Annotated in this window: 17 protein-coding genes; 10 read left to right on the plus strand and 7 right to left on the minus strand. The window is 75.6% G+C overall.

Annotated features, from left to right (window positions below):
• Nucleotides 1-135: 135 nt before the first annotated feature.
• The 5 genes from ACSNOB_RS16125 to ACSNOB_RS16145 all read right to left on the minus strand — a co-directional run bounded on the left by ACSNOB_RS16125 (nucleotide 136) and on the right by ACSNOB_RS16145 (nucleotide 5,071).
• A complete protein-coding gene (locus ACSNOB_RS16125) occupies nucleotides 136-1,380 on the minus strand; it encodes a metallophosphoesterase (RefSeq protein ID WP_436687376.1) in 1,245 nt (414 codons plus the stop codon).
• A gap of 13 nt (nucleotides 1,381-1,393) precedes the next feature.
• Complete coding sequence (locus ACSNOB_RS16130) at nucleotides 1,394-1,627, minus strand: MoaD/ThiS family protein (protein ID WP_393108648.1); 234 nt, start codon at nucleotides 1,625-1,627, stop codon at nucleotides 1,394-1,396.
• A gap of 110 nt (nucleotides 1,628-1,737) precedes the next feature.
• A complete protein-coding gene (gene moaA / locus ACSNOB_RS16135; RefSeq protein WP_436687377.1) occupies nucleotides 1,738-2,751 on the minus strand; it encodes a GTP 3',8-cyclase MoaA in 1,014 nt (337 codons plus the stop codon).
• Nucleotides 2,748-3,662, minus strand: coding sequence for a fructosamine kinase family protein (locus tag ACSNOB_RS16140; RefSeq protein WP_436687378.1), 915 nt, complete (start codon nucleotides 3,660-3,662; stop codon nucleotides 2,748-2,750). The genes moaA and ACSNOB_RS16140 overlap by 4 nt, the downstream gene beginning before the upstream one ends.
• A 17-nt stretch (nucleotides 3,663-3,679) precedes the next feature.
• Entirely contained in the window at nucleotides 3,680-5,071 is a 1,392-nt protein-coding gene (locus ACSNOB_RS16145; RefSeq protein WP_436687379.1) for an MFS transporter, read from the minus strand.
• A 167-nt stretch (nucleotides 5,072-5,238) separates the two neighbouring features.
• On the opposite strand from ACSNOB_RS16145, the gene ACSNOB_RS16150 reads away from it, so the two are divergent.
• The 7 genes from ACSNOB_RS16150 to ACSNOB_RS16180 all read left to right on the plus strand — a co-directional run bounded on the left by ACSNOB_RS16150 (nucleotide 5,239) and on the right by ACSNOB_RS16180 (nucleotide 13,231).
• Nucleotides 5,239-5,820 (plus strand): NADPH-dependent FMN reductase, encoded by a 582-nt coding sequence (locus ACSNOB_RS16150; RefSeq protein ID WP_436687380.1) that lies wholly within the window; start codon nucleotides 5,239-5,241, stop codon nucleotides 5,818-5,820.
• A gap of 27 nt (nucleotides 5,821-5,847) precedes the next feature.
• The gene (locus ACSNOB_RS16155; RefSeq protein ID WP_436687381.1) at nucleotides 5,848-6,444 is read left to right on the plus strand and encodes a DsbA family protein; all 597 of its coding nucleotides are present in this window, start codon (nucleotides 5,848-5,850) and stop codon (nucleotides 6,442-6,444) included.
• An 11-nt stretch (nucleotides 6,445-6,455) separates the two neighbouring features.
• On the plus strand, nucleotides 6,456-9,146 hold the full coding sequence (locus ACSNOB_RS16160) for an AAA family ATPase (RefSeq protein ID WP_436687382.1): 2,691 nt from the start codon (nucleotides 6,456-6,458) through the stop codon (nucleotides 9,144-9,146).
• A gap of 98 nt (nucleotides 9,147-9,244) precedes the next feature.
• A complete protein-coding gene (locus tag ACSNOB_RS16165) occupies nucleotides 9,245-10,285 on the plus strand; it encodes a DUF4192 domain-containing protein (protein ID WP_436687383.1) in 1,041 nt (346 codons plus the stop codon).
• A 30-nt stretch (nucleotides 10,286-10,315) separates the two neighbouring features.
• Complete coding sequence (locus ACSNOB_RS16170; RefSeq protein WP_436687384.1) at nucleotides 10,316-11,272, plus strand: acyltransferase domain-containing protein; 957 nt, start codon at nucleotides 10,316-10,318, stop codon at nucleotides 11,270-11,272.
• Between the two features lie 208 nt (nucleotides 11,273-11,480).
• A complete protein-coding gene (locus ACSNOB_RS16175; protein WP_436687385.1) occupies nucleotides 11,481-12,173 on the plus strand; it encodes a GAP family protein in 693 nt (230 codons plus the stop codon).
• Nucleotides 12,174-12,316: 143 nt separating this feature from the next.
• The gene (locus tag ACSNOB_RS16180) at nucleotides 12,317-13,231 is read left to right on the plus strand and encodes an aldo/keto reductase (RefSeq protein WP_436687386.1); all 915 of its coding nucleotides are present in this window, start codon (nucleotides 12,317-12,319) and stop codon (nucleotides 13,229-13,231) included.
• A 119-nt stretch (nucleotides 13,232-13,350) separates the two neighbouring features.
• On the opposite strand, the gene fdhD is transcribed toward ACSNOB_RS16180, so the two are convergent.
• Entirely contained in the window at nucleotides 13,351-14,202 is an 852-nt protein-coding gene (gene fdhD / locus ACSNOB_RS16185; RefSeq protein WP_436687387.1) for a formate dehydrogenase accessory sulfurtransferase FdhD, read from the minus strand.
• A gap of 51 nt (nucleotides 14,203-14,253) precedes the next feature.
• Between fdhD and ACSNOB_RS16190 the strand changes: the two genes are divergently transcribed.
• From ACSNOB_RS16190 to ACSNOB_RS16200, 3 genes are all read left to right on the plus strand, one after another.
• Nucleotides 14,254-14,943, plus strand: coding sequence for an NTP transferase domain-containing protein (locus ACSNOB_RS16190; RefSeq protein WP_436687388.1), 690 nt, complete (start codon nucleotides 14,254-14,256; stop codon nucleotides 14,941-14,943).
• Complete coding sequence (locus ACSNOB_RS16195; RefSeq protein WP_436687389.1) at nucleotides 14,940-15,206, plus strand: DUF6457 domain-containing protein; 267 nt, start codon at nucleotides 14,940-14,942, stop codon at nucleotides 15,204-15,206. Before ACSNOB_RS16190 ends, ACSNOB_RS16195 begins: the two co-directional genes overlap by 4 nt.
• Nucleotides 15,207-15,286: 80 nt before the next feature.
• Nucleotides 15,287-16,393: a T3SS (YopN, CesT) and YbjN peptide-binding chaperone 1 gene (locus ACSNOB_RS16200; protein ID WP_436687390.1), complete on the plus strand. Its 1,107-nt coding sequence runs from the start codon at nucleotides 15,287-15,289 to the stop codon at nucleotides 16,391-16,393.
• Nucleotides 16,394-16,472: 79 nt separating this feature from the next.
• Here the strand turns inward: ACSNOB_RS16200 and ACSNOB_RS16205 are convergent, their stop codons facing one another.
• Nucleotides 16,473-18,350 (minus strand): beta-propeller domain-containing protein, encoded by a 1,878-nt coding sequence (locus ACSNOB_RS16205; RefSeq protein ID WP_436687391.1) that lies wholly within the window; start codon nucleotides 18,348-18,350, stop codon nucleotides 16,473-16,475.
• Nucleotides 18,351-18,360: the final 10 nt, after the last annotated feature.

The following is an 18,360-nucleotide window of genomic DNA, read 5'->3' on the forward strand; positions in this document are numbered from 1 at the left end:
CGCATCCTGTCACGCCCGATCCATTACCCGCCGGTCGCCACGCGCACCCGTGACCTGAGCGGCCGGTGCTGGACAAGCCGACGGTCCCGCGCTATGGGCCGGGCCGGGCCATGGGTCAGCCGCCCGCGCCGAGGGTCAGCGGGTGCGCAGCTCGACCAGGGTGATCTGCGGTTCGGCGCCGACGCGGACCGGCGGGCCCCAGAAGCCGGCGCCGTTGGTGACGTAGACCTTGGTGCCGTCGACCTCGCCGAGGCCGGAGACCACCGGCTGCTGGAGCTTCACCAGCAGGTTGAACGGCACCATCTGGCCGCCGTGGGTGTGGCCCGAGAGTTGCAGGTCGACGCCGAACTTCGCCGCCTCCACCGCGGCCACCGGCTGGTGGGCGAGCAGCACCACCGGTCGGCTCGGGTCGCGGTCGCCCAGCGCCGCCGCGTAGTCCGCGGGGGCGGCCAGGCCGGTGCCGGCGGCGGTGACGTCGTTGACCCCGGCCAGGTCCAGCACCCCGCCCCGGGCCTGGATCTCGGTCCGCTCGTTCTGCATGACCCGCAGGCCGAGCCGGTCCAGCTCCTGGACCCACTCCTCGACGCCCGAGTAGTACTCGTGGTTGCCGGTGACGAAGTAGCTGCCGTGCCGGGAACGCAGGCCACGCAGCGGCTCGGCCGCCTCGCCCAGCTCGGCCACCGAGCCGTCGACGAGGTCACCGACGACGGCGACGATGTCGGCGTCGAGGCGGTTGATCGCGGCGACGATCCGCTCGGTGTGCGCACGGCCGCGCAGCGGGCCGAGGTGGATGTCGGAGACCGTGGCGATCCGCAGGCCGTCCATGCTCCGGGGGAGCTTGGCCAGCGGGATCTGCACCCGGTCGAGCCGCGGCGGGCCGAGGGCGGTGCGGATGCCGTACCCGGTGAGGCCGGTGGCGGTGAGCCCGGCGAAGATCGCCGCCCCACGGGCGAGCAGCAACCGGCGGGCCGGGTCGTGGTCCGGCTGCGCGACCGCGCCGGCGGCCGGCGGGTCGGCCGGGCCCGACGCGCCGACCAGGGCGGGCTCGGGCGCGGCGGCGGTGGGCTCCGCGGCGGCGACCCGGCGGCGCAGCACGAGCCGGGTCACCAGCATCGGCACTTCCAGCGCCACCAGCAGGACCAGCAGGTAGAACATGACGGCGAGCCAGAGGTAGCCCGGCCACGCGAGCCAGTAGAGACCCGCCTGGGTGCCGGCCATGGTCGCCGGTACGAGCAGCGCCAACACCAGGGCGGTGATCCCGCCGATCCGCCGCCAGCGCCCCGGCGCGGTGGTGTCCCGCACCAGCCGCTTCCACAGGTAGAGGTGGATCAGGCCGGTGATCAGCGCCATGGTGGCCACGAACGCCAGTGCCGCCAACATGTTGTGCGCCTCCTCAGCCGCCCGCGAAGGGGGGCAGGACGTCGATCGTGGCCCCGGCCGGTAGCGGTGCCCGACGATCATGACAGGTCACGCCGTCGACCAGGAAACTCGCCACCCGCAGCACGGCGGCGAGCCGCTCCCCGTGCCGCGCGGCCAGCTCCACCAGGAGTTCGTCGAGACCGCCGCCGGCGGACGCGGTCTCCTCGGCCCGGCCGGCGGCGGCCCGCGCCCCCGCGAAGTAGCGCACGGTGAGCGGCGGTCCGGCGTCAGCAGGCGGAACCGCCTGTCCGGTGTCGGCTGCCTGCGCGGCGTGGGCCGGCGGTCCGGCGTCGGCCGGCCGCGTCGGTTCGGTCACGGTCATCCTCCGATGGCCGACATGGGCCGGGCGGGTTGCAGGAAGGCGGGGTCGTCGATGCCGTGCCCGGCCCGCTTGCCCCACATCGCGGCCCGCCAGCGCCGGGCCAGCTCGTCGTCGTCCGCCCCGGCCCGCAGCGCGCCGCGCAGGTCGGACTCCTCGGTCGCGAAGAGGCAGGCGCGGACCTGCCCGTCGGCGGTGAGCCGGGTGCGGTCGCAGTCGCCGCAGAACGGCCGGGTGACGCTGGCGATCACGCCGACCCGGGCCGGGCCGCCGTCGACCAGCCAGGTCTCGGCCGGGGCGGCGCCGCGTTCCACCGGGTCGGGGGTCAGGGCGAACTCGCCGTGCAGGTGGGCCAGGATCTCGTCGGCGGTGACCATGGTGGCCCGGTCCCAGCCGTGCTGGGCGTCCAGCGGCATCTGCTCGATGAACCGCAGCTCGTAGCCCTGCGCCAGCGCGAAGCGGAGCAGCGCCGGGGCCTCGTCGTCGTTGACGCCGCGCATCAGCACGGTGTTGACCTTGATCGGGGTGAGCCCGGCGGCGGTCGCCCCGGCCAGCCCGGCGAGCACGTCCGGCAGGCGCGGGCGCCGGGTGAGCCGGGCGAACCGCTCCGGGTCCAGGGTGTCCAGCGAGACGTTCACCCGGTCCAGTCCGGCGGCGCGCAGCGCGGGGGCGAGCCGGTCCAGCCCGATGCCGTTGGTGGTGAGCGAGATCCGGGGGCGCGGCTCCAGCGCCGCCACGGCGGCCACGATGCCGACCAGGCCGGGCCGGATCAGCGGCTCCCCGCCGGTGAACCGCACCTCGGTCACGCCCAGCCGCCGCACCGCGACCCGGACCAGCCGGACGATCTCCTCGTCGCCGAGCAGTTCCGGGCCGGCCAGCCAGGGCAGCCCCTCGGCCGGCATGCAGTAGGTGCAGCGCAGGTTGCACTTGTCGGTCAGGGACACGCGCAGGTCCCGGGCGACGCGGCCGTACCGGTCGACGAGGGCGCCGTCGGTCGGCGGGGCGGCGTTCACCCGTCGACGGTAGCGCGCACCAGCCCGGTCAGGGCCGCTCGGGCGGTGCGGGAGACCGCATCGCGGTACGCCGCGCCGAAGAGGGCGGTGTGCACCAGCATCAGGTGGAGCTGGTGCAGCGGCACCCGCTCCCGCCACCCGTCGGCGGGCGGCCACGCCTCCGCGTACGCGGCGAGGACCCGGTCGAGGTGGGGCACGCCGCCGAAGAGCGCCAGCTGCGCCAGGTCGGTCTCCCGGTGCCCGCCGTGCGCGGCCGGGTCCACCAGCCACACCCGGTCGTCGGCCCCCCAGAGCACGTTGCCGGGCCAGAGGTCCCCGTGGATGCGGGCCGGCGGCTCGTCCCCGCCGAACTCCCCGATCCGGTCGACGACCTCCTCGACCAGCGCGGCCTCCGCGCCGGTCAGCGCGCCGCCGTCCACGGACCGGCGCAGGTACGGGACCAGCCGGCGCTCGGCGAACCAGCGCGACCACGGGCCGTCGTCCCGCGTGTTGTCCTGCGGGAGCGCGCCGATGAACCCGGTCCACCCGGCCCCGAACGCCGGCGCGCCGGCCCGGTGCAGTCCCGCCAGTTCCCGGCCGAACCGCTCGGCCGCCTCGGGCGTCGGCTCGCCAGGCTCCACCCAGTCGAGCGCCAGCAGCTCGGGCAGCGCCACGACCACCTCCGGCACCGCGACGGCGCCCGCCTCCCGCAGCCAGCGCAGGCCGGCCGCCTCGGCGGCGAAGAAGCCCTCCGGCACCGGCCGGCCGGCGCTCTCCGGCCAGGTCTTGGCGAAGATCGAGTGGCCGTCGTCGAGGGTCAGCCGGGACGCGGCGCAGATGTCGCCGCCGGCGACCGGCGTCTCCCGGATCCGCTGGTGGGTCAGGAAGGTCGGCAGGTGCTCCGGGTGCGCCCGCAGGTACGCCAGATCCATCTGCGCAAGGTAACCCGTCAGTCGCCGGCGCGGGCGGGTACCGGGGCGGGGTCGCGGCGCCGGGCGGCCAGCAGCGCCAGCGCCCCGGCGGCCTGGATCGCCGTGAGCACCACCAAGGCGGTGCGGAAGCCGGCCAGCCCGCCGCCGCCGGCGGTCCAGCACAGCGCGGCGACTGCCGGCGCGAGCGTCGTCGCGATCATCCGTACGGTGCCGCTGACCCCGCCGGCGGCGCCGGTGGCGCCGGCGGGCGCCGCCGCCATGACCGCCGCGATGATCGGGGTGTTGAAGAGGCCGAACCCGACGCCCGTCACCGCGATCTGCCACCCGACGTGCGCCAGCCCGGCGTCGGCGGGGAGCGTGACCGGCAGCAGCGTGGCCCCGGCTACCAGCGCGGCACCCGTCGCCGCCGCCGGCAGCGCGCCGATCCGGTCGGCGAGCCAGCCGGCGACCGGCGAGGCGACCGTCATGGCGCCGATGTTGACCAGCAGCAGCATCCCGGTCACCTCCGGGCCCTCGTGCAGCACATCGGCGAGGAAGTACGGCAGGAGGAAGGCCGTCAGCGCGACGTTGAAGCACACCAGGAACAGCCCGAGGACGGTGAACCCGAAGCGACGGTCGCGTACCAGCGCGATGACCGGTCGCGCGGCGGGCAGCCGGGCCCAGGCCAGGCCGAGTCCCACGGCGAGCGCGCCCAGCCCGGCGGCCACCGCCGGCCGCGCCGCGATCTCGTCGACCGCGACGAGCACCGTGGCGACCGTGCCGCCCAGCAGCGCCACCTCGCTCAGCAGCGGCAGGCCGGGGTTGGGCAGTCCCCGGCCGTCGCGGGGCAGCGCCCGCAGGCCCAGCCAGAGCGCGGCCGCGACGAGGGGCAGCTTGAGCAGGAACACCGCCCGCCAGCCGAACGCGCCCGCGACCAGCCCGCCGAGCGACGTGCCAGCCATCCCGCCGATGGTCATGATGGTCACCACCGTGCCGATCGCGCGGGCCCGCTGGTCCGCCCGCACGGTCGCGGCGATCACCGGCAGGTAGACCGCCAGGGTGAGCCCGCCGGTGACGCCCTGGAGCAGGCGTACGGCCAGCAGCACCCACATCGTCGGCGCGAGGGCAGCGAGCACGCTGGTGACGCCGATGCCGGCCATGGACACGACGAAGATCAGCCGGGGATCGGCCTGGTCGGCCCAGCGGCCGGCCGGAATGGAGATCGCGGCCATCGGGAGTGCGTACGCCAGCAACACCCAGGTGGTGGCCGCCGGGTCGGCCGCCAGGTCGGAGCCGATGGAGGGCAGCACCACGCCGGCGATGCTCATCTCCGAGGTCACCACGAGCATGGCGAGGGCCACCGCGGCGACCGGGGCCCAGCGGGTGCGGACGACGGGCGGTGGCTGCTGCGACGCGTGTGTGGTGGTCATGGACGCCGACGGTAGGAACGGGGACGTCCGCCGGGCATCTGTCGAACGACCGTACCGGCCACCGGGGCGGGGGTCCGGGTCCGTGACCGGTCGGTTGACAGATGGCGGGGGGCCGCCGGCTGCCTAGCGTGGTCGACACACACCCCGACCGACCTGGGAGAACATCCATGACCACGCAGCAGTTGCGCCTCGCCGTCATCGTGGCCAGCACCCGGGAGGGGCGCTTCGGCCCGGTGGTGGCCGACTGGTTCGTCGACCGGGCGCGGCGGCACGGCGGTTTCGATGTCGACGTGATCGACCTGGCGGAGGTCGACCTGCCGGCCACGCTCAACGATTTCGGCGCGCCGGAGCCGGCGGCGGTCGGCGCGCTCGCGCCGCGGCTGGCCGGCGCCGACGCCTTCGTGGTGGTCACGCCGGAGTACAACCACAGCTATCCGGCCTCGATCAAGATCGCGATCGACTGGTACCGCGACGAGTGGCGCGCCAAGCCGGTCGGCTTCGTCTCCTACGGCGGGCTCGCCGGTGGCCTGCGTGCCGTGGAGCACCTGCGCACGGTCTTCGCCGAGGTGCACGCGACGACCGTGCGGGACACCGTCAGCTTCCACGGCTGCTGGGACAAGTTCGACGAGTCCGGTTCGCCGGTGGATCCGCAGGGCTGCGACAGCGCCGCCAAGACCGTCCTGGACCAGCTCGGCTGGTGGGGGCGGGCACTGCGCGAGGCCCGCGAGCGCGCCCCGTACGCGGCCTGACCCGAGGAACAGAGAAGGGAGCGGACGATGGACGTGGAATTCGTCTTCGACGTGCCGTGCGTGTGGTCGTACTTCGCCTTCGCCCGGTTCCAGCGCGCGGCGGCCCGGATCCGCGCCGAGGGCGGGGAGGTGAGGGTGCGGTTCCGGCCGTTCCAACTGGACCCCCGCGCCACGGTCGACGGCGAACCGAAGATCGACGTGCTGCGCCGGGCCTTCGGGGCGGGAGCGGACGACGCGATCGCCGGCATCGAGTCGAAGGCGGCGAGCGAGGGGCTGACGTTCCGGCACCGCCACGCGGTGTGGTCCGACACGCTGCCCGCGCACCGCCTGAACGCGGTGGCCGCCCGGCAGGGGCGGGGCGAGGCGATGGTGGAGCGGCTGTTCCGCGCCCACCACACCGACGAGCTCAACATCGCCGACCCGGCCACGCTGCGCCGGCTCGCCGACGAGGCGGGCGTCGCCTGGCAGGACGGCGGCGACGACGACGTGCGCGCCGAACTCGCCCGGGTGCGGGCCGAGGGCGTACGCGGGGTGCCGGTGTTCCGGATCGCCGGTCGTACGCTGAACGGCGCGCTGTCGGAGGAGACCCTGTACCAGGCGATGAGCGCGACGGTGGCCGCGTAGCCTTGACTCCCGTGCTGCATGGCCGGACCGAGGAGATCTCCCGGATCGACACCCTGCTCCGGCAGGCGCGGTCCGGCCGCAGCGGGGTGCTCGTCCTGCGGGGCGAGGCCGGGATCGGCAAGTCGGCGCTGCTCGACCACACCGCGCACCTGGCCGGCGACATGCGGGTGCTGCGCACGGACGGGATCGAGTCGGAGGCGGGCTTCCCCTACGCGGGGCTGCACCTGCTGCTCGGCCGGGAGACCGACCGGCTGGACGCCCTGCCCGCCCCCCAGGCCCGGGCGCTGCGGGCGGCGCTCGGGCAGGAGGCCGGCGGCGACGCGAACCGGTTCCTGGTCGGGCTGGCGGTGCTGAGCCTGCTGGCCGAGCTGGCCGAGGAGCGCCCACTGCTCTGCCTCGTCGACGACGCGCACTGGCTGGACGCGGCCTCGGCGGAGGCGCTGCTCTTCGCCGTGCGTCGGCTCGACGCCGAGGCGATCGCGGTGGTCGTCGCGGTCCGTGCCGACGAGCCGTCCCCGTTCGACCCGGCCGGCCTGCCGGAGCTGCCGATCGGGCCGCTGGACGAGGCGGCGGCCGCCGCCCTGGTCGCGCAACGGCCGGAGCCGGTGCCCGGCTACCTCCGGTCCGATCTGCTCACCGAGGCGCAGGGCAACCCGCTCGCCCTGCTGGAACTGCCGCTCGACGGCGAGCCGCGCCGCGTGCCGTCCTCGCGCTACCAGCGGCTGCACCAGGTCTTCGCCGAGCGGGTGCGGCGGCTACCCGAGGCGACCCGACGGCTGCTCGTCGTCGCCGCCGACGCGTCCACCGCCGACGCCGCCGTGGTGCTCCCGGCCGCCGAACGCCTCGGCTGCACCCGGGACGACCTGGTCCCCGCCGAGCAGGCGCAGCTCGTACGGCTGGTGGAGGGCCGGCTGGTGTTCCGCCATCCGCTGGTGCGTACGGCGGTGCGGGAGACCGCGGAGGTCGGCAGCCGGATGGCGGCGCACGGGGCGCTCGCGGCGGTCTACGCGGCCCGGGGCGACGTCTGCTCGTACGCCTGGCACCGGTCGGCGATGGCCATCGGGCCGGACGAGGAAGCGGCGCAGGCACTGGAGACCGCTGCCCGCAGCGGGTCGCCCCGGGTGAGCGCGGCGGTCTCGGCGATGTGCGAGCGGGCCGCCGCGCTCACCGCGGACCGGGCCCGGCGCGGGCAGCGGCTGACCACGGCGGCGGAGGCGGCCGCCGACGCCGGCCAGCTGGATCGGGCCGCGGCGCTGGCCGACCAGGCCGCCGACTACGTCACCGATCCCGTGCAACTGGCCGACATCGCCCTGGTCCGCGCCGTCGTGCTGGACTCGCGGGACCGCCCGAAGGAGGCCCACCGCCTGCTCTCCGACGCCGCCGTGGCGGTGGCCTCCCTCGACCCGCGTCGGGCCGGTCACCTGCTCTTCCGCGCCGGCCGGGCGGCGGCCCACGCGGACGACCTCGGCGCGCTGGAGCGCACCGCCGCGCGGGCCGAGGAGCTGGGCGTGCCCAGCGCCCACCTCGTGACCGCGCTGTCCCGGGTGTTCGCCGCGCAGCACGCCCTCTCCGACGCCTCGGTCGAACCGCTGCGGTTGCTGGTCGAGGAGACGACGGGCTGCGCGCAGCACCTGGAGCTGCTCGACATCGGGTGGTGGCACCTGATGCTGGCCGACGTCGACAGCGCCCACGACATCGCGGCGCGACTGGCCGACACGGCCCGTCGGCAGGGCGCCGCCGGCCTGCTGGCCTCGGTGCTCCCGCTGCTCGCCCGCACCCAGCTCATGTCGGGCTGGCACGACGACGCGGAAGCCAACGCCACGGAGGGCCTGCGGATCGCCGCCGACACCGGGCAGCGCCGGCACGCGGTCTACCTGAACACCGTGTTGGCCGCCCTGGCCGCCGTCCGGGGGGACGAAGGGCGGTGCGTCGAGCTGACGGCGGAACCGATCGCGCGGGGCGTGACGCCGGGAAACGTCCACGCGGCGGGCGCGCTGAGCCTGCTGGACCTGGGCCTCGGCCGGTACGAGGCGGCCTTCGGCCGGCTCTCCGGGATGCTGGCCGCGCGGCACCGCGGCGGCGCGATGGCCAGCCTTCCCGACCTGGTGGAGGCCGCGGTACGGGTGGACCGGCCGGCGGACGGGCTCCCCGCAGCCCGGCAGTACGCCGACTGGGCCGCGCACGTCCGCCAGCCGTGGACGCGGGCGGTCGCACTGCGGTGCCAGGCGCTGCTGGACGGCAACGCCGACGACCGGTTCGCCCAGGCTGTCGCGCTGCACCGGCAGGGCGGCCCGCCGTTCGAACGGGCCCGCACCGAACTGCTCCACGGCGAGTGGTTGCGTCGGGCGCGCCGGATCAGCGAGGCGCGGATCGTGCTGCACTCGGCGCTGGAGATCTTCGACCGGCTCCAGGCCCGGCCCTGGAGCGCGCGGGCGCGGGCCGAACTGCGCGCCGCCGGGGAGAGCGTCCGGGCCGCCGACACGGGCGCCGTGCAGCGGCTGACCCCGCAGGAACACCAGGTGGTCCAACTGGCGGCCCGGGGGCTGAGCAACCGCGAGATCGGCGCGCAGCTCTTCCTGAGTCCCCGCACGGTCGGCTACCACCTCTACAAGGCGTACCCGAAGCTGGGCGTCGGCTCCCGCAGTGAGCTGGCGTCGCTGGTGGCGGACCAGCCGGAACGCTCCGCGCCCGCGGAGGCGTGAACGCCTGAGCTGGGGCGACACGCTGCGTGTCTGTGGATAACCCGCGTGTCGTCCACAGGGGCTGCCCGCGGTTCCGCCCGCGCCGCAGGCTGCCAGCCATGACCCCGACCGACCGCCCCCGGCTCACCGTCCGTTCCCCGGCCGACCTCATCGCCGCCGTGCCGTACCTGCTCGGCTTCCACCCGGCCGACAGCGTCGTCGTGGTCGCGATGCGGGCCCGCCGGATCACCTTCGCCGCCCGCGCCGACCTGCCCGACCTCGCCGATCCGGGCGACGCCGCCCGGCACCTCGCCGGCGTCATCGCCCGGCAGAGCGCCGAGACCACCACGGTCCTGGGCTACGGCCCGGCCGCCCGGGTCACCCCCGCCGTCGACGCCGTCCGCGTCGCGCTGACCTCGGCCGGGCTGCCCGTGCTCGACGCCCTCCGTGTCACCGGGGGCCGATACTGGTCGTACGTCTGCACGGAGCCGGAGTGCTGCCCGCCCGAGGGCAAGCCCTTCGACGCCGGGGCCAGCGAGGTCAGCGCGGCGGCCGTCTTCGCCGGCCAGGTCGCCCTGCCCGACCGGGCCGCCCTCGTCGCGCAGGTCGCCCCGGTCACCGGTCCGGCCCGTTCGGCCGTACGCCGGGCCACCGCCCGGGCCGAGCGGCGCCTGGCGGCCCTGCTGCAGATGGCGCCCGTCGGGGATCTGCGCAGCGGGCGGGCGGTCCGGGCCGCCGGCACGACGGCCGTACGCGGCGCGTTGCGCCGGCACCGGCGGGGACAACGGCTCAGCGACGACGAGGTGGCCTGGCTGAGCCTGCTGCTGACCCACCTGTCGGTCCGCGACCACGCGTGGGAGCGCACCGACGGGCGCGACGAGGACATCGCGCTCTGGGCCGACGTGCTGCGCCGGGCCGAGCCGGATCTGATCGCCGCGCCGGCCGCGCTGCTGGCGTTCGCGGCCTGGCGGGCGGGGCAGGGGGCGCTGGCGGCGGTGGCCCTGGAACGGGGCCTGGCCGAGCACCCCGACTACCCGCTGGCGCTGCTCCTCGACGACCTGCTGCGCCGGGGCGTACCACCGTCCGAGTTGGACGGGTGGCCGGCCGTCGGCATGCCGGGCGTCGTACGCCGCCGACGCAGCCGGGGCGGCCCCCGGTGAGCACGCCGACCGGCCGGTAGGGTCGGCCGGGTGGACCTGGACGACACCGCCGCCCGGCTCGAGGTGCCCGTCGAGGACGTCGACCGCGTGCACCGGCTCGCCGGCGACCGGCCGTCGGCCCCGCTGCCCGCCAAGGCCGACGCGCCCGCGCTCCTCGACCGGCTAGCGGTGCGAGCGGACGACGCCGCCGAGATCATGGCGGGCTGGCCCGATCCTGGCTCACCACTGTGGACGTCGGAGCTGCGCTGGCTGCTCGACCGCTCGATCGCGCTGGTCCGCGCCGATCTCGGGGGCCACGGCTGGCTGCCGCCCGGTCCTGCGCTGCCGCGCGAACGGGGCCCAGCCTGGCGCCATCTCTACGTGTACGCGTACCTGGCTCTGGTCGACGTCGTCAGGGGATACCACCGTGACCACGGCATCTCCGACGCCGTGTCGTGGGCGACCCTCGCCGATTTGGGCCGCAACCTCGCGATCGACCGGCGGATGCACCGCGAGGGCTGGCCGGTCATGCAGAGCTGGCTCACGCTGCACGCGCGCGGCGGCCTCTACGAGCTGGGCCGCCTGCAATACCAGCGCGGCGGCACCGCCCTCGACCTGCACATCCCCGAGTCGGGGCCGATGACCTCGGAGGCGGTCGCGGCGTCCCTCGACGAGGCACGCGCGTTCTTCCCGCGCCACTTTCCCGACGAGCACTACACGGCGTTCTCCTGCGGCTCGTGGCTGCTCGACCCGCAGCTGCTGGAATATCTGCCCGAGGATTCCAACATCGTCCGGTTTCAGCGGATGTTCGAGCTGGAGCCCTACGAGGAGCCGGAAGGGTTGGACGCCGACGTCGAGGTGCTGCGGTTCGTGTTCCGCAGCCTGACCACGCCGCTCGACCGGCTGCCGCGCCGCACCGTGCTCCAGCGGGCGATCATCGACCACCTGAAGGCCGGGCGTCACTGGCAGATCCGCCGGGGCCGCTTCCCGATCCAGCCACGTCCCTAGCTCAACTGTCGGATGGGCGGAGAGGCACCGATCCAGCCAGGAGAGCAGGACCCGCTCGTACTGTGGGCTGACCGCGGTCAGGTCGCCGGCCTCGTGCGGGCGCGCACGTCCGTCGAAGGATGTAGCCGACGTTCGTTCTGCGGGGCGACTCCACCGGCTCCGCGCCGCCCGAGAATGATCACATGCCGCTACTCCTTGACCGTCCGACATGAGCGTCGGACTGCTGCTCTCGCTCGCCGGCCTGGCCCTGGTCGACAGCACCAGCATCGGCACCCTCTTCATCCCGGTCTGGCTGCTGCTCAGCCCCGGCAGGGTCAGGGTCGCACGGCTTCTGACCTACCTCGGCACGATCACCGCGTTCTACTTCGCCGTCGGGCTGCTGCTCGTCCTCGGCGGCGCCCAACTGGCCGACGTCCTCGGCGGGGCGATGGACAACCGGCCCGTGCTCTGGGCGCAGCTCGTCCTCGGGGTCGGGTTGTTCGCGCTGAGCTTCCGGTACGACGGTAAGCGCAAGTCCGGCGGCGCTGCGCTGCGCTGGCGGGACCGGGTCGCCGCCGGGGACTCGTCGGCGCGCTGGCTGGTCGGGCTGGCGCTGCTCGCGGCGCTCGCCGAGGTGGCGACGATGCTGCCGTACCTCGGCGCGATCGGCCTGCTGACCACCTCCGGGCTCGGCGCGGGGAGCGTGGTGGGGCTGCTCGCCGGTTACTGCCTGGTGATGGTGCTGCCGGCCGTGCTGCTGCTGGCGGCCCGGGTGGCCTGGCCGAGGCTGGTCGAGCCGGTGCTGGCCCGGCTGAACGCCTGGATCATGCGCAGCTCCAGCAGCATGCTGGGCTGGATCCTCGGCATCGCCGGTTTCCTGCTGGCCCGGGACGCCGTCGTCCGGTTGGGGCTGTTCGACTAGGGCGGTGTCTGTTCGACTAGGGCGGTGTCGGAGTCGGTCCGACAGAGCGCCCGCACTGTAGATAACTTAGCAACGATCTTGCGGGAGCGGTATCGGGCAGATGACCGGCTGTGCAGGGCAGCGGGGATGGCTAGGTTCGCCCAATGCCCATCAACATGATCACTGCGGACTCCGCGGGCACCTGGACGCTCGGCGACCTGACCGTCAACCGGATCGGGTTCGGCGCGATGCGCCTGACGGGCAACGGCAGCGCGCCGAGCGACCGCGACCGGGCCGTCGGTGTGCTGCGCCGGGCGGTCGAGCTCGGGGTCAACCACATCGACACGGCGGCGTTCTACTTCTCGCCGCTGCGGTCGGCCAACGAGTTAATCAACACGGCGCTCTCGCCGTACGCCGACGAACTGGTCATCACCACGAAGGTCGGGCCGGGCCGCGATCCGTCCGGGGAGTGGCTGCCGCTGGCCCGGCCAGACCAACTGCGCGGGCAGGTCGAGGAGAACCTGCGCCAGCTCGGCCGCGACCACCTGGACGTCGTGAACCTGCGCCAGCACGGGCTGGACTCGGTCGCGGAGCACTTCGGCGCGCTGGCCGAGCTGCGCGACGCCGGCCTCATCCGGCATCTCGGCCTGTCGAACATTCGCCCCCATCACCTCGCGCAGGCGCAGGCGGTCGCCCCGGTGGTCTGCGTGCAGAACCCGTACGGCGTCGACACCCGACGTGTGCACGACGAGTTCGTGCGCACCTGCGGGGAGCAGGGTGTCGCCTTCGTGCCGTTCTTCGCGATCGCCGGCGACGGACGTGAGGCCGGCGGCGTGGCCACCAACGAGGCGGTGCATGCCATCGCCCGCGCCCACGGCGTGACGCCGGCGCAGGTGCGGATCGCGTGGACCCTCAGCCGCGGCCCGCACCTGCTGGCCATCCCCGGCACCGGCAACCCCGACCATCTGGTCGAGAACCTGGCCGCCGGGGCGCTGCGCCTGTCCCCCGAGGAGTTGGCCAGCCTCGACCAGCGGCGCCCGGCGCAGGCAGCGCCCTGCCACGAGTCCACGACCCTATGACGGAAGGCCCCTCCCTTCGCGGGCGGCGATGACGTCCATCGCCATCCCCCGCCGCACACCTCGTGGCTCGTTGCCCGAGGACCTCATCCCCGATCACGGCCCGTGCCGACCGTGACGGATCAGGTCGTGACCCGGTCGGGGCGGGCGTAGACGTTCATGGTCTGGTCGCGCAGGAAGCCGACCAGGGTCAGTCCGGCCTCCTCGGCCAGCTCCGCCGCCAGGGTGCTCGGCGCGGAGACCGCCGCGAGCAGCGGCACCCCCGCCATCCACGCCTTCTGGGTCAGCTCGAAGCTCGCCCGCCCGGAGACGAGCAGCACGTGCCCGGTCAGCGGCAACCGCCGCTCGCGGACGGCCCAGCCGATCACCTTGTCCACGGCGTTGTGCCGGCCGACGTCCTCGCGCAGCACGACCAGCTCGCCGGTCGCGGTGAACAGGCCCGCCGCGTGCAGCCCGCCGGTGCGGTCGAAGCCACGCTGCGCCGCGCGCAGCCGCTGCGGCAGCCCCGTCAGGACCGCCGCCGGCACCGTCAGGGGGTCGTCGCCCACCGCGAAGAGCGATCGGGTACGCACCGCGTCGATGCTCGCCTTGCCGCACACCCCGCAGGCGCTGGTGGTGTGGAAGTTCCGGGTCGGGTCGGCGGTCGGCTCGGGCACACCGGGCGCCAGCACCACGTCCACCACGTTGTACGTGTTGGGCGTCTCCGCGCCGGCGCAGAGCTGCGCGGTGTGCACGTCGTCGGCGGAGCGGATGAGCCCCTCGGTCAGCAGGAAGCCGATCGCCAGGTCGAGGTCGTCGCCGGGCGTACGCATGGTGACCGCGAGCGGCCGCCGCCGGCCGGGACCGGGCGGGCCGACCCGGATCTCCAGCGGCTCCTCCACGGCGAGGGTGTCCTGCCGGCGTACCGAGGCCCGGCCGGTCGCCGCGTCGAGGTCGATGCGGAGCACGCCGCGTCGGTCAGTCGCCCGTCCCATCCCGCCATCCTGCACCCCGTGCCCGGGCGGCCGCACGGCTACCGTGGCCGGGTGGACACGTACGCGGCGGTGGTGCTGGCGGGCGGGGCCGCGCGCCGGATGGGGGGCGTCGACAAGCCCGCCCGGACGGTGGGCGGCCGGCCGATGCGGGACCGGGTGCTGGCCGCCGTCGCCGACGCCGCCCCGCGCGTCGTGGTCGGCCCGCCCGGGCCGGTGCCCGCCGGGGTGCGGGTGACCCGGGAGGACCCACCCGGCGGCGGGCCGGTCGCCGCCGCGGCGGCCGGGCTGGCCCTGCTCGATCCCGGTACGCCCGTCGTCGCCCTGCTCGCCGCCGACCTGCCCCTGCTCACCCGCGCCGCCGTCGGCGCGCTGCTCGACCGGCTCGACGCCGGTCACGACGGGGCCTGCTACGTGGACGACGACGGGCGGCGGCAGACGCTCTGCGGGGTGTGGCGGGTCGCCCCGCTGCGCGCCGCCCTGGACCGCCTCGCCGTCGAGCGCGCCGCCACCGCCGAGCCGGCGTTCAGCGCCGAGCCGGCCGCCGTCGAGCCGACCCCGCCCGGCGGGCCGCCGCACACCGCCGGACCCGGCGGAGCCGCGCCGCTGGCGGGGGCGCCGATCCGGGCGCTGCTCGCCGGGCTGCGGGTCCGCCAGGTGCCGTGGACCGGTGCCGGCCCGCCGCCCTGGTTCGACTGCGACACTGACGAGGACGTACGCCGGGCGGAGGAGTGGGCGCGATGACGGTGATGGACGACTGGGTGACGGCGGCCTGCGCCGAGTTGGGCCTCGACCCCGCCCGGGTGCCGGTGCCGGCCGTGCTCGACCTGGCGAAGGACGTGGCGCACCAGGTGCTGCGCCCGGGCGCGCCCGTCACCGCGTACCTGCTCGGGCTGGCGGTCGGCGGGGGCGCGGACCCGGCCGGCGCGGCGGCCCGGCTCAGCGCGCTGGCCGCCTCCTGGCCGGTCGAACTCGGCGGCGAACGGCCCGGCGAGGCCCCGGCCTGACCGCCGTTGTCCGATCGGTGTCGGGCTGATTCGTCCCCCCGCGTCCGTGGGTAGGGTGACCTGGACGGACGGAGGCGATCATGACGGCAGACCACCCCTCGGCGCCGAACGGTGACTCGCCCGGCACCCTGCCGGCGCACCACGAGCCGATCCTGCTCGACGAGCCCACCACGGCGGACCTGCGGGCGAAGGTCACCCAGGCGTGGCGGGAGTTCGCGCGGGCGCTGGCCGAACGGTTGGGGGCACTGCCGACGGGCACGCACGTCGAGCTGACCCTCGACCCCACCGCCTCCGGCACCGGCGACGCCGTCTACTCCCTCAGCGTCGACGTCGGCGCGGACGGCAGGCTGGCCGCCCGCGCGGTCGGCAACGCCACCCTCCCGCAGGGCTACCGGCTGGACCGGGCCGCGGTGGCGGACATGATCGCCCTCGGCTGGTCGCCGCCCGGCGTGGTGGAGGGCTCCGGCGAGCACTTCGGGCTGGACGGCAGCACCGCCGAGGCCAGCCAGCTCGCCGCCCTGCTCACCCGGACGCTGCGCGACGTCTACGGCGCCCCGCACCCCGCCTTCCTCGTCTACCTGATCCACGACGCCGAGGGTGAGCCGCTGCCGGTGGAGCCGCTGGGCACCGCGCGCAGCGAGTTCGGCCCGGACCGGGACGTCGAGGGCGACCTGGACGAGGCGCTCGCCGCCGCGGCCGCCGCCCAGGCCCCGGAGGGCGACGTGGCCGCGCTCGCCGAGCGGGTGCGTACGGTCGTCTCGACCATGCTCAAGTCGGACTCGGACCGGTTGCAGGTCGACTCCGACGGCGACATCACCATCCGTGCCGGCTCGGCGATGGTCTTCGTCCGGGTCCGCGACAATCCGCCGCTGGTGGACGTCTTCTCCCCGGTGCTCACGGAGGTCGAGCCCACCGAGCGGCTCTACGTGAAGCTGTCGGAGCTGACCAACCGGATGCCGATCGGCCGGCTCTACTGCGCCGACGACACCGTGTGGGCGTCCATCCCCGTCTTCGGCCGTAACTTCCAGGCCACCCACCTGATGCTCGCCGTGCAGGTGATGACGGGGCTCGCGGACGAGCTGGACGACCGGCTGCACGGGGAGTTCGGCGGGAAGCGCTTCTTCGGCGAGGGCGACAAGCCGGTCAGGCGCGACCAGGGCGAGCACCGCACCGGCATGTACCTCTGACCGACCCCCTCCCGGACGGTGCGGCGGGTGGAGCCCGGAAACCCCGAGAAACCGGGCCCCACCCGCCGGGGAGGGAGGATCAGGTCACGGGGAGCCAGTCGAGGCTCCGCGCGGTGGTGGGGTCGACGGCCCGCAGGCCCGTGTCCGAGACGGTCCAGAGCACGTCCCCGACCAGCAGCGACCGGGTCACCGCGCCCGGGTCGCCCGGATGGGACACCGTGCCGACCTCGCTGATGTCGGTCCCGGAGACCCGCAGCAGGCGTACGTCGTCGCCGACCGGGAGGGCGACCAGCCCGGTCTCCGGGTGGTGCAGGAAGGCGTGCGAGTCGTACTCCAGCGCGGAGTAGGCCCGGGGCACGTGCCACTGGTCGAGCCGGGTCGGCCGGGCCGGGTCGCGGACGTCGAACAGGGAGACCTGGACCCCCTGCGTCCGGCCCCGCTGGTCGGCCTCCTGGCCCACGCCGAGCAGTCGCCCCTCCGGCAGCGGGTGCAGGTACGCCGAGTACCCGGTGATCTTCAGCTCGCCGGTGACCCGGGGCGCGTCGGGGTCGGTCAGGTCGACCGCGTAGAGCGGGTCGGTCCGCCGGAACGTGACCACGTACGCGGACCCGCCGAGGAAGCGCACCGACCAGATCCGCTCGCCCGGGCCGAGGCCGGTGACCGAGCCCGTCCGGGCCAGGGTGTCGCCGTCGCGGCGCAGCACGTGCACGCCGGACTCGGAGGTCGGGCGGGCGGCCCAGGGATCGCCGGTGGTGGTGGCGACCCGCAGGTGCCCCTGCCACTCCGAGAGGGCGTACTGGTTGACGAGCGTGCCCGGCACGGTGCCGGCGGCGACGTAGCGCGGACGCCCCGGCGCGCCGGTGTCGAACTGGTAGATCTCGGTGACCTGCGCGCGGGCGCGCCGGTCCCGGTGCGGCGAGCCGGGCCGGCCGGTGACGGGCCGCTCGCCCGCGAGGTAGAGGTTTGGGCCGGTGCCGTAGACGGTGGTGGCGTCGGCGGCGACGCTGACCGGGTCGCCGTCGCCGAGCCGGTCGGTGGCCAGGTCGAAGCTCAGCACGGTCAGCATCGACGTGCCGGACCACGCGGGCGGGCGGCTCAGCCGGTCGCAGCCGACCCGGCCGGTGTGCCGCTGGGTGCCGGCCGTCCACTCGTACGCCGGCAGCCACGCCTCCACGCCGGCCCGGTCGATCACCGCGTGGTTGGCCGCCGTCCGCGTCGCGTCGGTGCCGCGCTCGGCGTACGGGAACTCCAGCCGGGGCCGGGTGTGGACCACGACCCGCGCGGTGGACCCGGTCTGCCGGGCGTCGACCAGGCTCCCCTCCACGCGGTAGGTGCCGAGGACGCGTGGCGCGCCCGCGAGGTCGACCAGGATCAGCCGGGACGCGGCGACGCCGCCCGGCATCCGCGTCCCCGGCATCGGCATCACCGGCTCCCGGACCGTGCCCGTCCGGGTCAGCACCAGCGCCCGGTCGCCGTGCAGCAGCAGGGTCTGCTCCCCCCACCCCTGATCCGGCAGCGCCCGGGTGAGGTCGACGCGCCCGGTCTCCCGCCGGGCGGCCGGGTCCACCACCCGCAGCAGCCCCCGGCTGACCGTGACGATGCGCCGGCCGTCGGTCTTGACCAGGTCGGGCTCGTCCGCGCCGGCCTCGTGGTTGTTGGTGGTGGAGTGTTCCGGGGCGGACGCGGCGGACGCCCGCACGCCCGACTCGGCCCTGGGCGGACCGCCGAACGCGGTGCGCCAGCCGTCGGCGAAGCCCCACGGGCCGACGGACGCGCGGGCGGCGGCCCGCAGTCCGGACAGCGCCTCGGCGCAGGAGTCGAAGGAGACCAGCCGCGGCGCGAACGGCCGGTGGCTCGGCGGCGGATCGCCGGGCAGCGGCGGCGGGACGGCGCTCCCGCCGAGCAGGGTGAGCGCGGCCAGCGTGCCGGCCGCGAGGACGTGCGCTCCCCGTGTCATGGCCGGTTCG

This window comes from Micromonospora sp. URMC 106 (assembly GCF_051386395.1).
GTDB lineage: Bacteria > Actinomycetota > Actinomycetes > Mycobacteriales > Micromonosporaceae > Micromonospora.

Excerpts from the sequence above, each read along its gene's own strand:
- ACSNOB_RS16155 (WP_436687381.1), top strand. The coding sequence starts at position 5,848 with ATGGACGTGGAATTCGTCTTCGACGTGCCGTGCGTGTGGTCGTACTTC.
- fdhD (WP_436687387.1), bottom strand. The coding sequence starts at position 14,202 with ATGGGACGGGCGACTGACCGACGCGGCGTGCTCCGCATCGACCTCGAC.
- ACSNOB_RS16150 (WP_436687380.1), top strand. The coding sequence starts at position 5,239 with ATGACCACGCAGCAGTTGCGCCTCGCCGTCATCGTGGCCAGCACCCGG.
- ACSNOB_RS16195 (WP_436687389.1), top strand. The coding sequence starts at position 14,940 with ATGACGGTGATGGACGACTGGGTGACGGCGGCCTGCGCCGAGTTGGGC.
- ACSNOB_RS16205 (WP_436687391.1), bottom strand. The coding sequence starts at position 18,350 with ATGACACGGGGAGCGCACGTCCTCGCGGCCGGCACGCTGGCCGCGCTC.
- ACSNOB_RS16145 (WP_436687379.1), bottom strand. The coding sequence starts at position 5,071 with ATGACCACCACACACGCGTCGCAGCAGCCACCGCCCGTCGTCCGCACC.
- ACSNOB_RS16180 (WP_436687386.1), top strand. The coding sequence starts at position 12,317 with ATGCCCATCAACATGATCACTGCGGACTCCGCGGGCACCTGGACGCTC.
- ACSNOB_RS16200 (WP_436687390.1), top strand. The coding sequence starts at position 15,287 with ATGACGGCAGACCACCCCTCGGCGCCGAACGGTGACTCGCCCGGCACC.
- ACSNOB_RS16165 (WP_436687383.1), top strand. The coding sequence starts at position 9,245 with ATGACCCCGACCGACCGCCCCCGGCTCACCGTCCGTTCCCCGGCCGAC.
- ACSNOB_RS16125 (WP_436687376.1), bottom strand. The coding sequence starts at position 1,380 with ATGTTGGCGGCACTGGCGTTCGTGGCCACCATGGCGCTGATCACCGGC.
- ACSNOB_RS16140 (WP_436687378.1), bottom strand. The coding sequence starts at position 3,662 with ATGGATCTGGCGTACCTGCGGGCGCACCCGGAGCACCTGCCGACCTTC.
- ACSNOB_RS16175 (WP_436687385.1), top strand. The coding sequence starts at position 11,481 with ATGAGCGTCGGACTGCTGCTCTCGCTCGCCGGCCTGGCCCTGGTCGAC.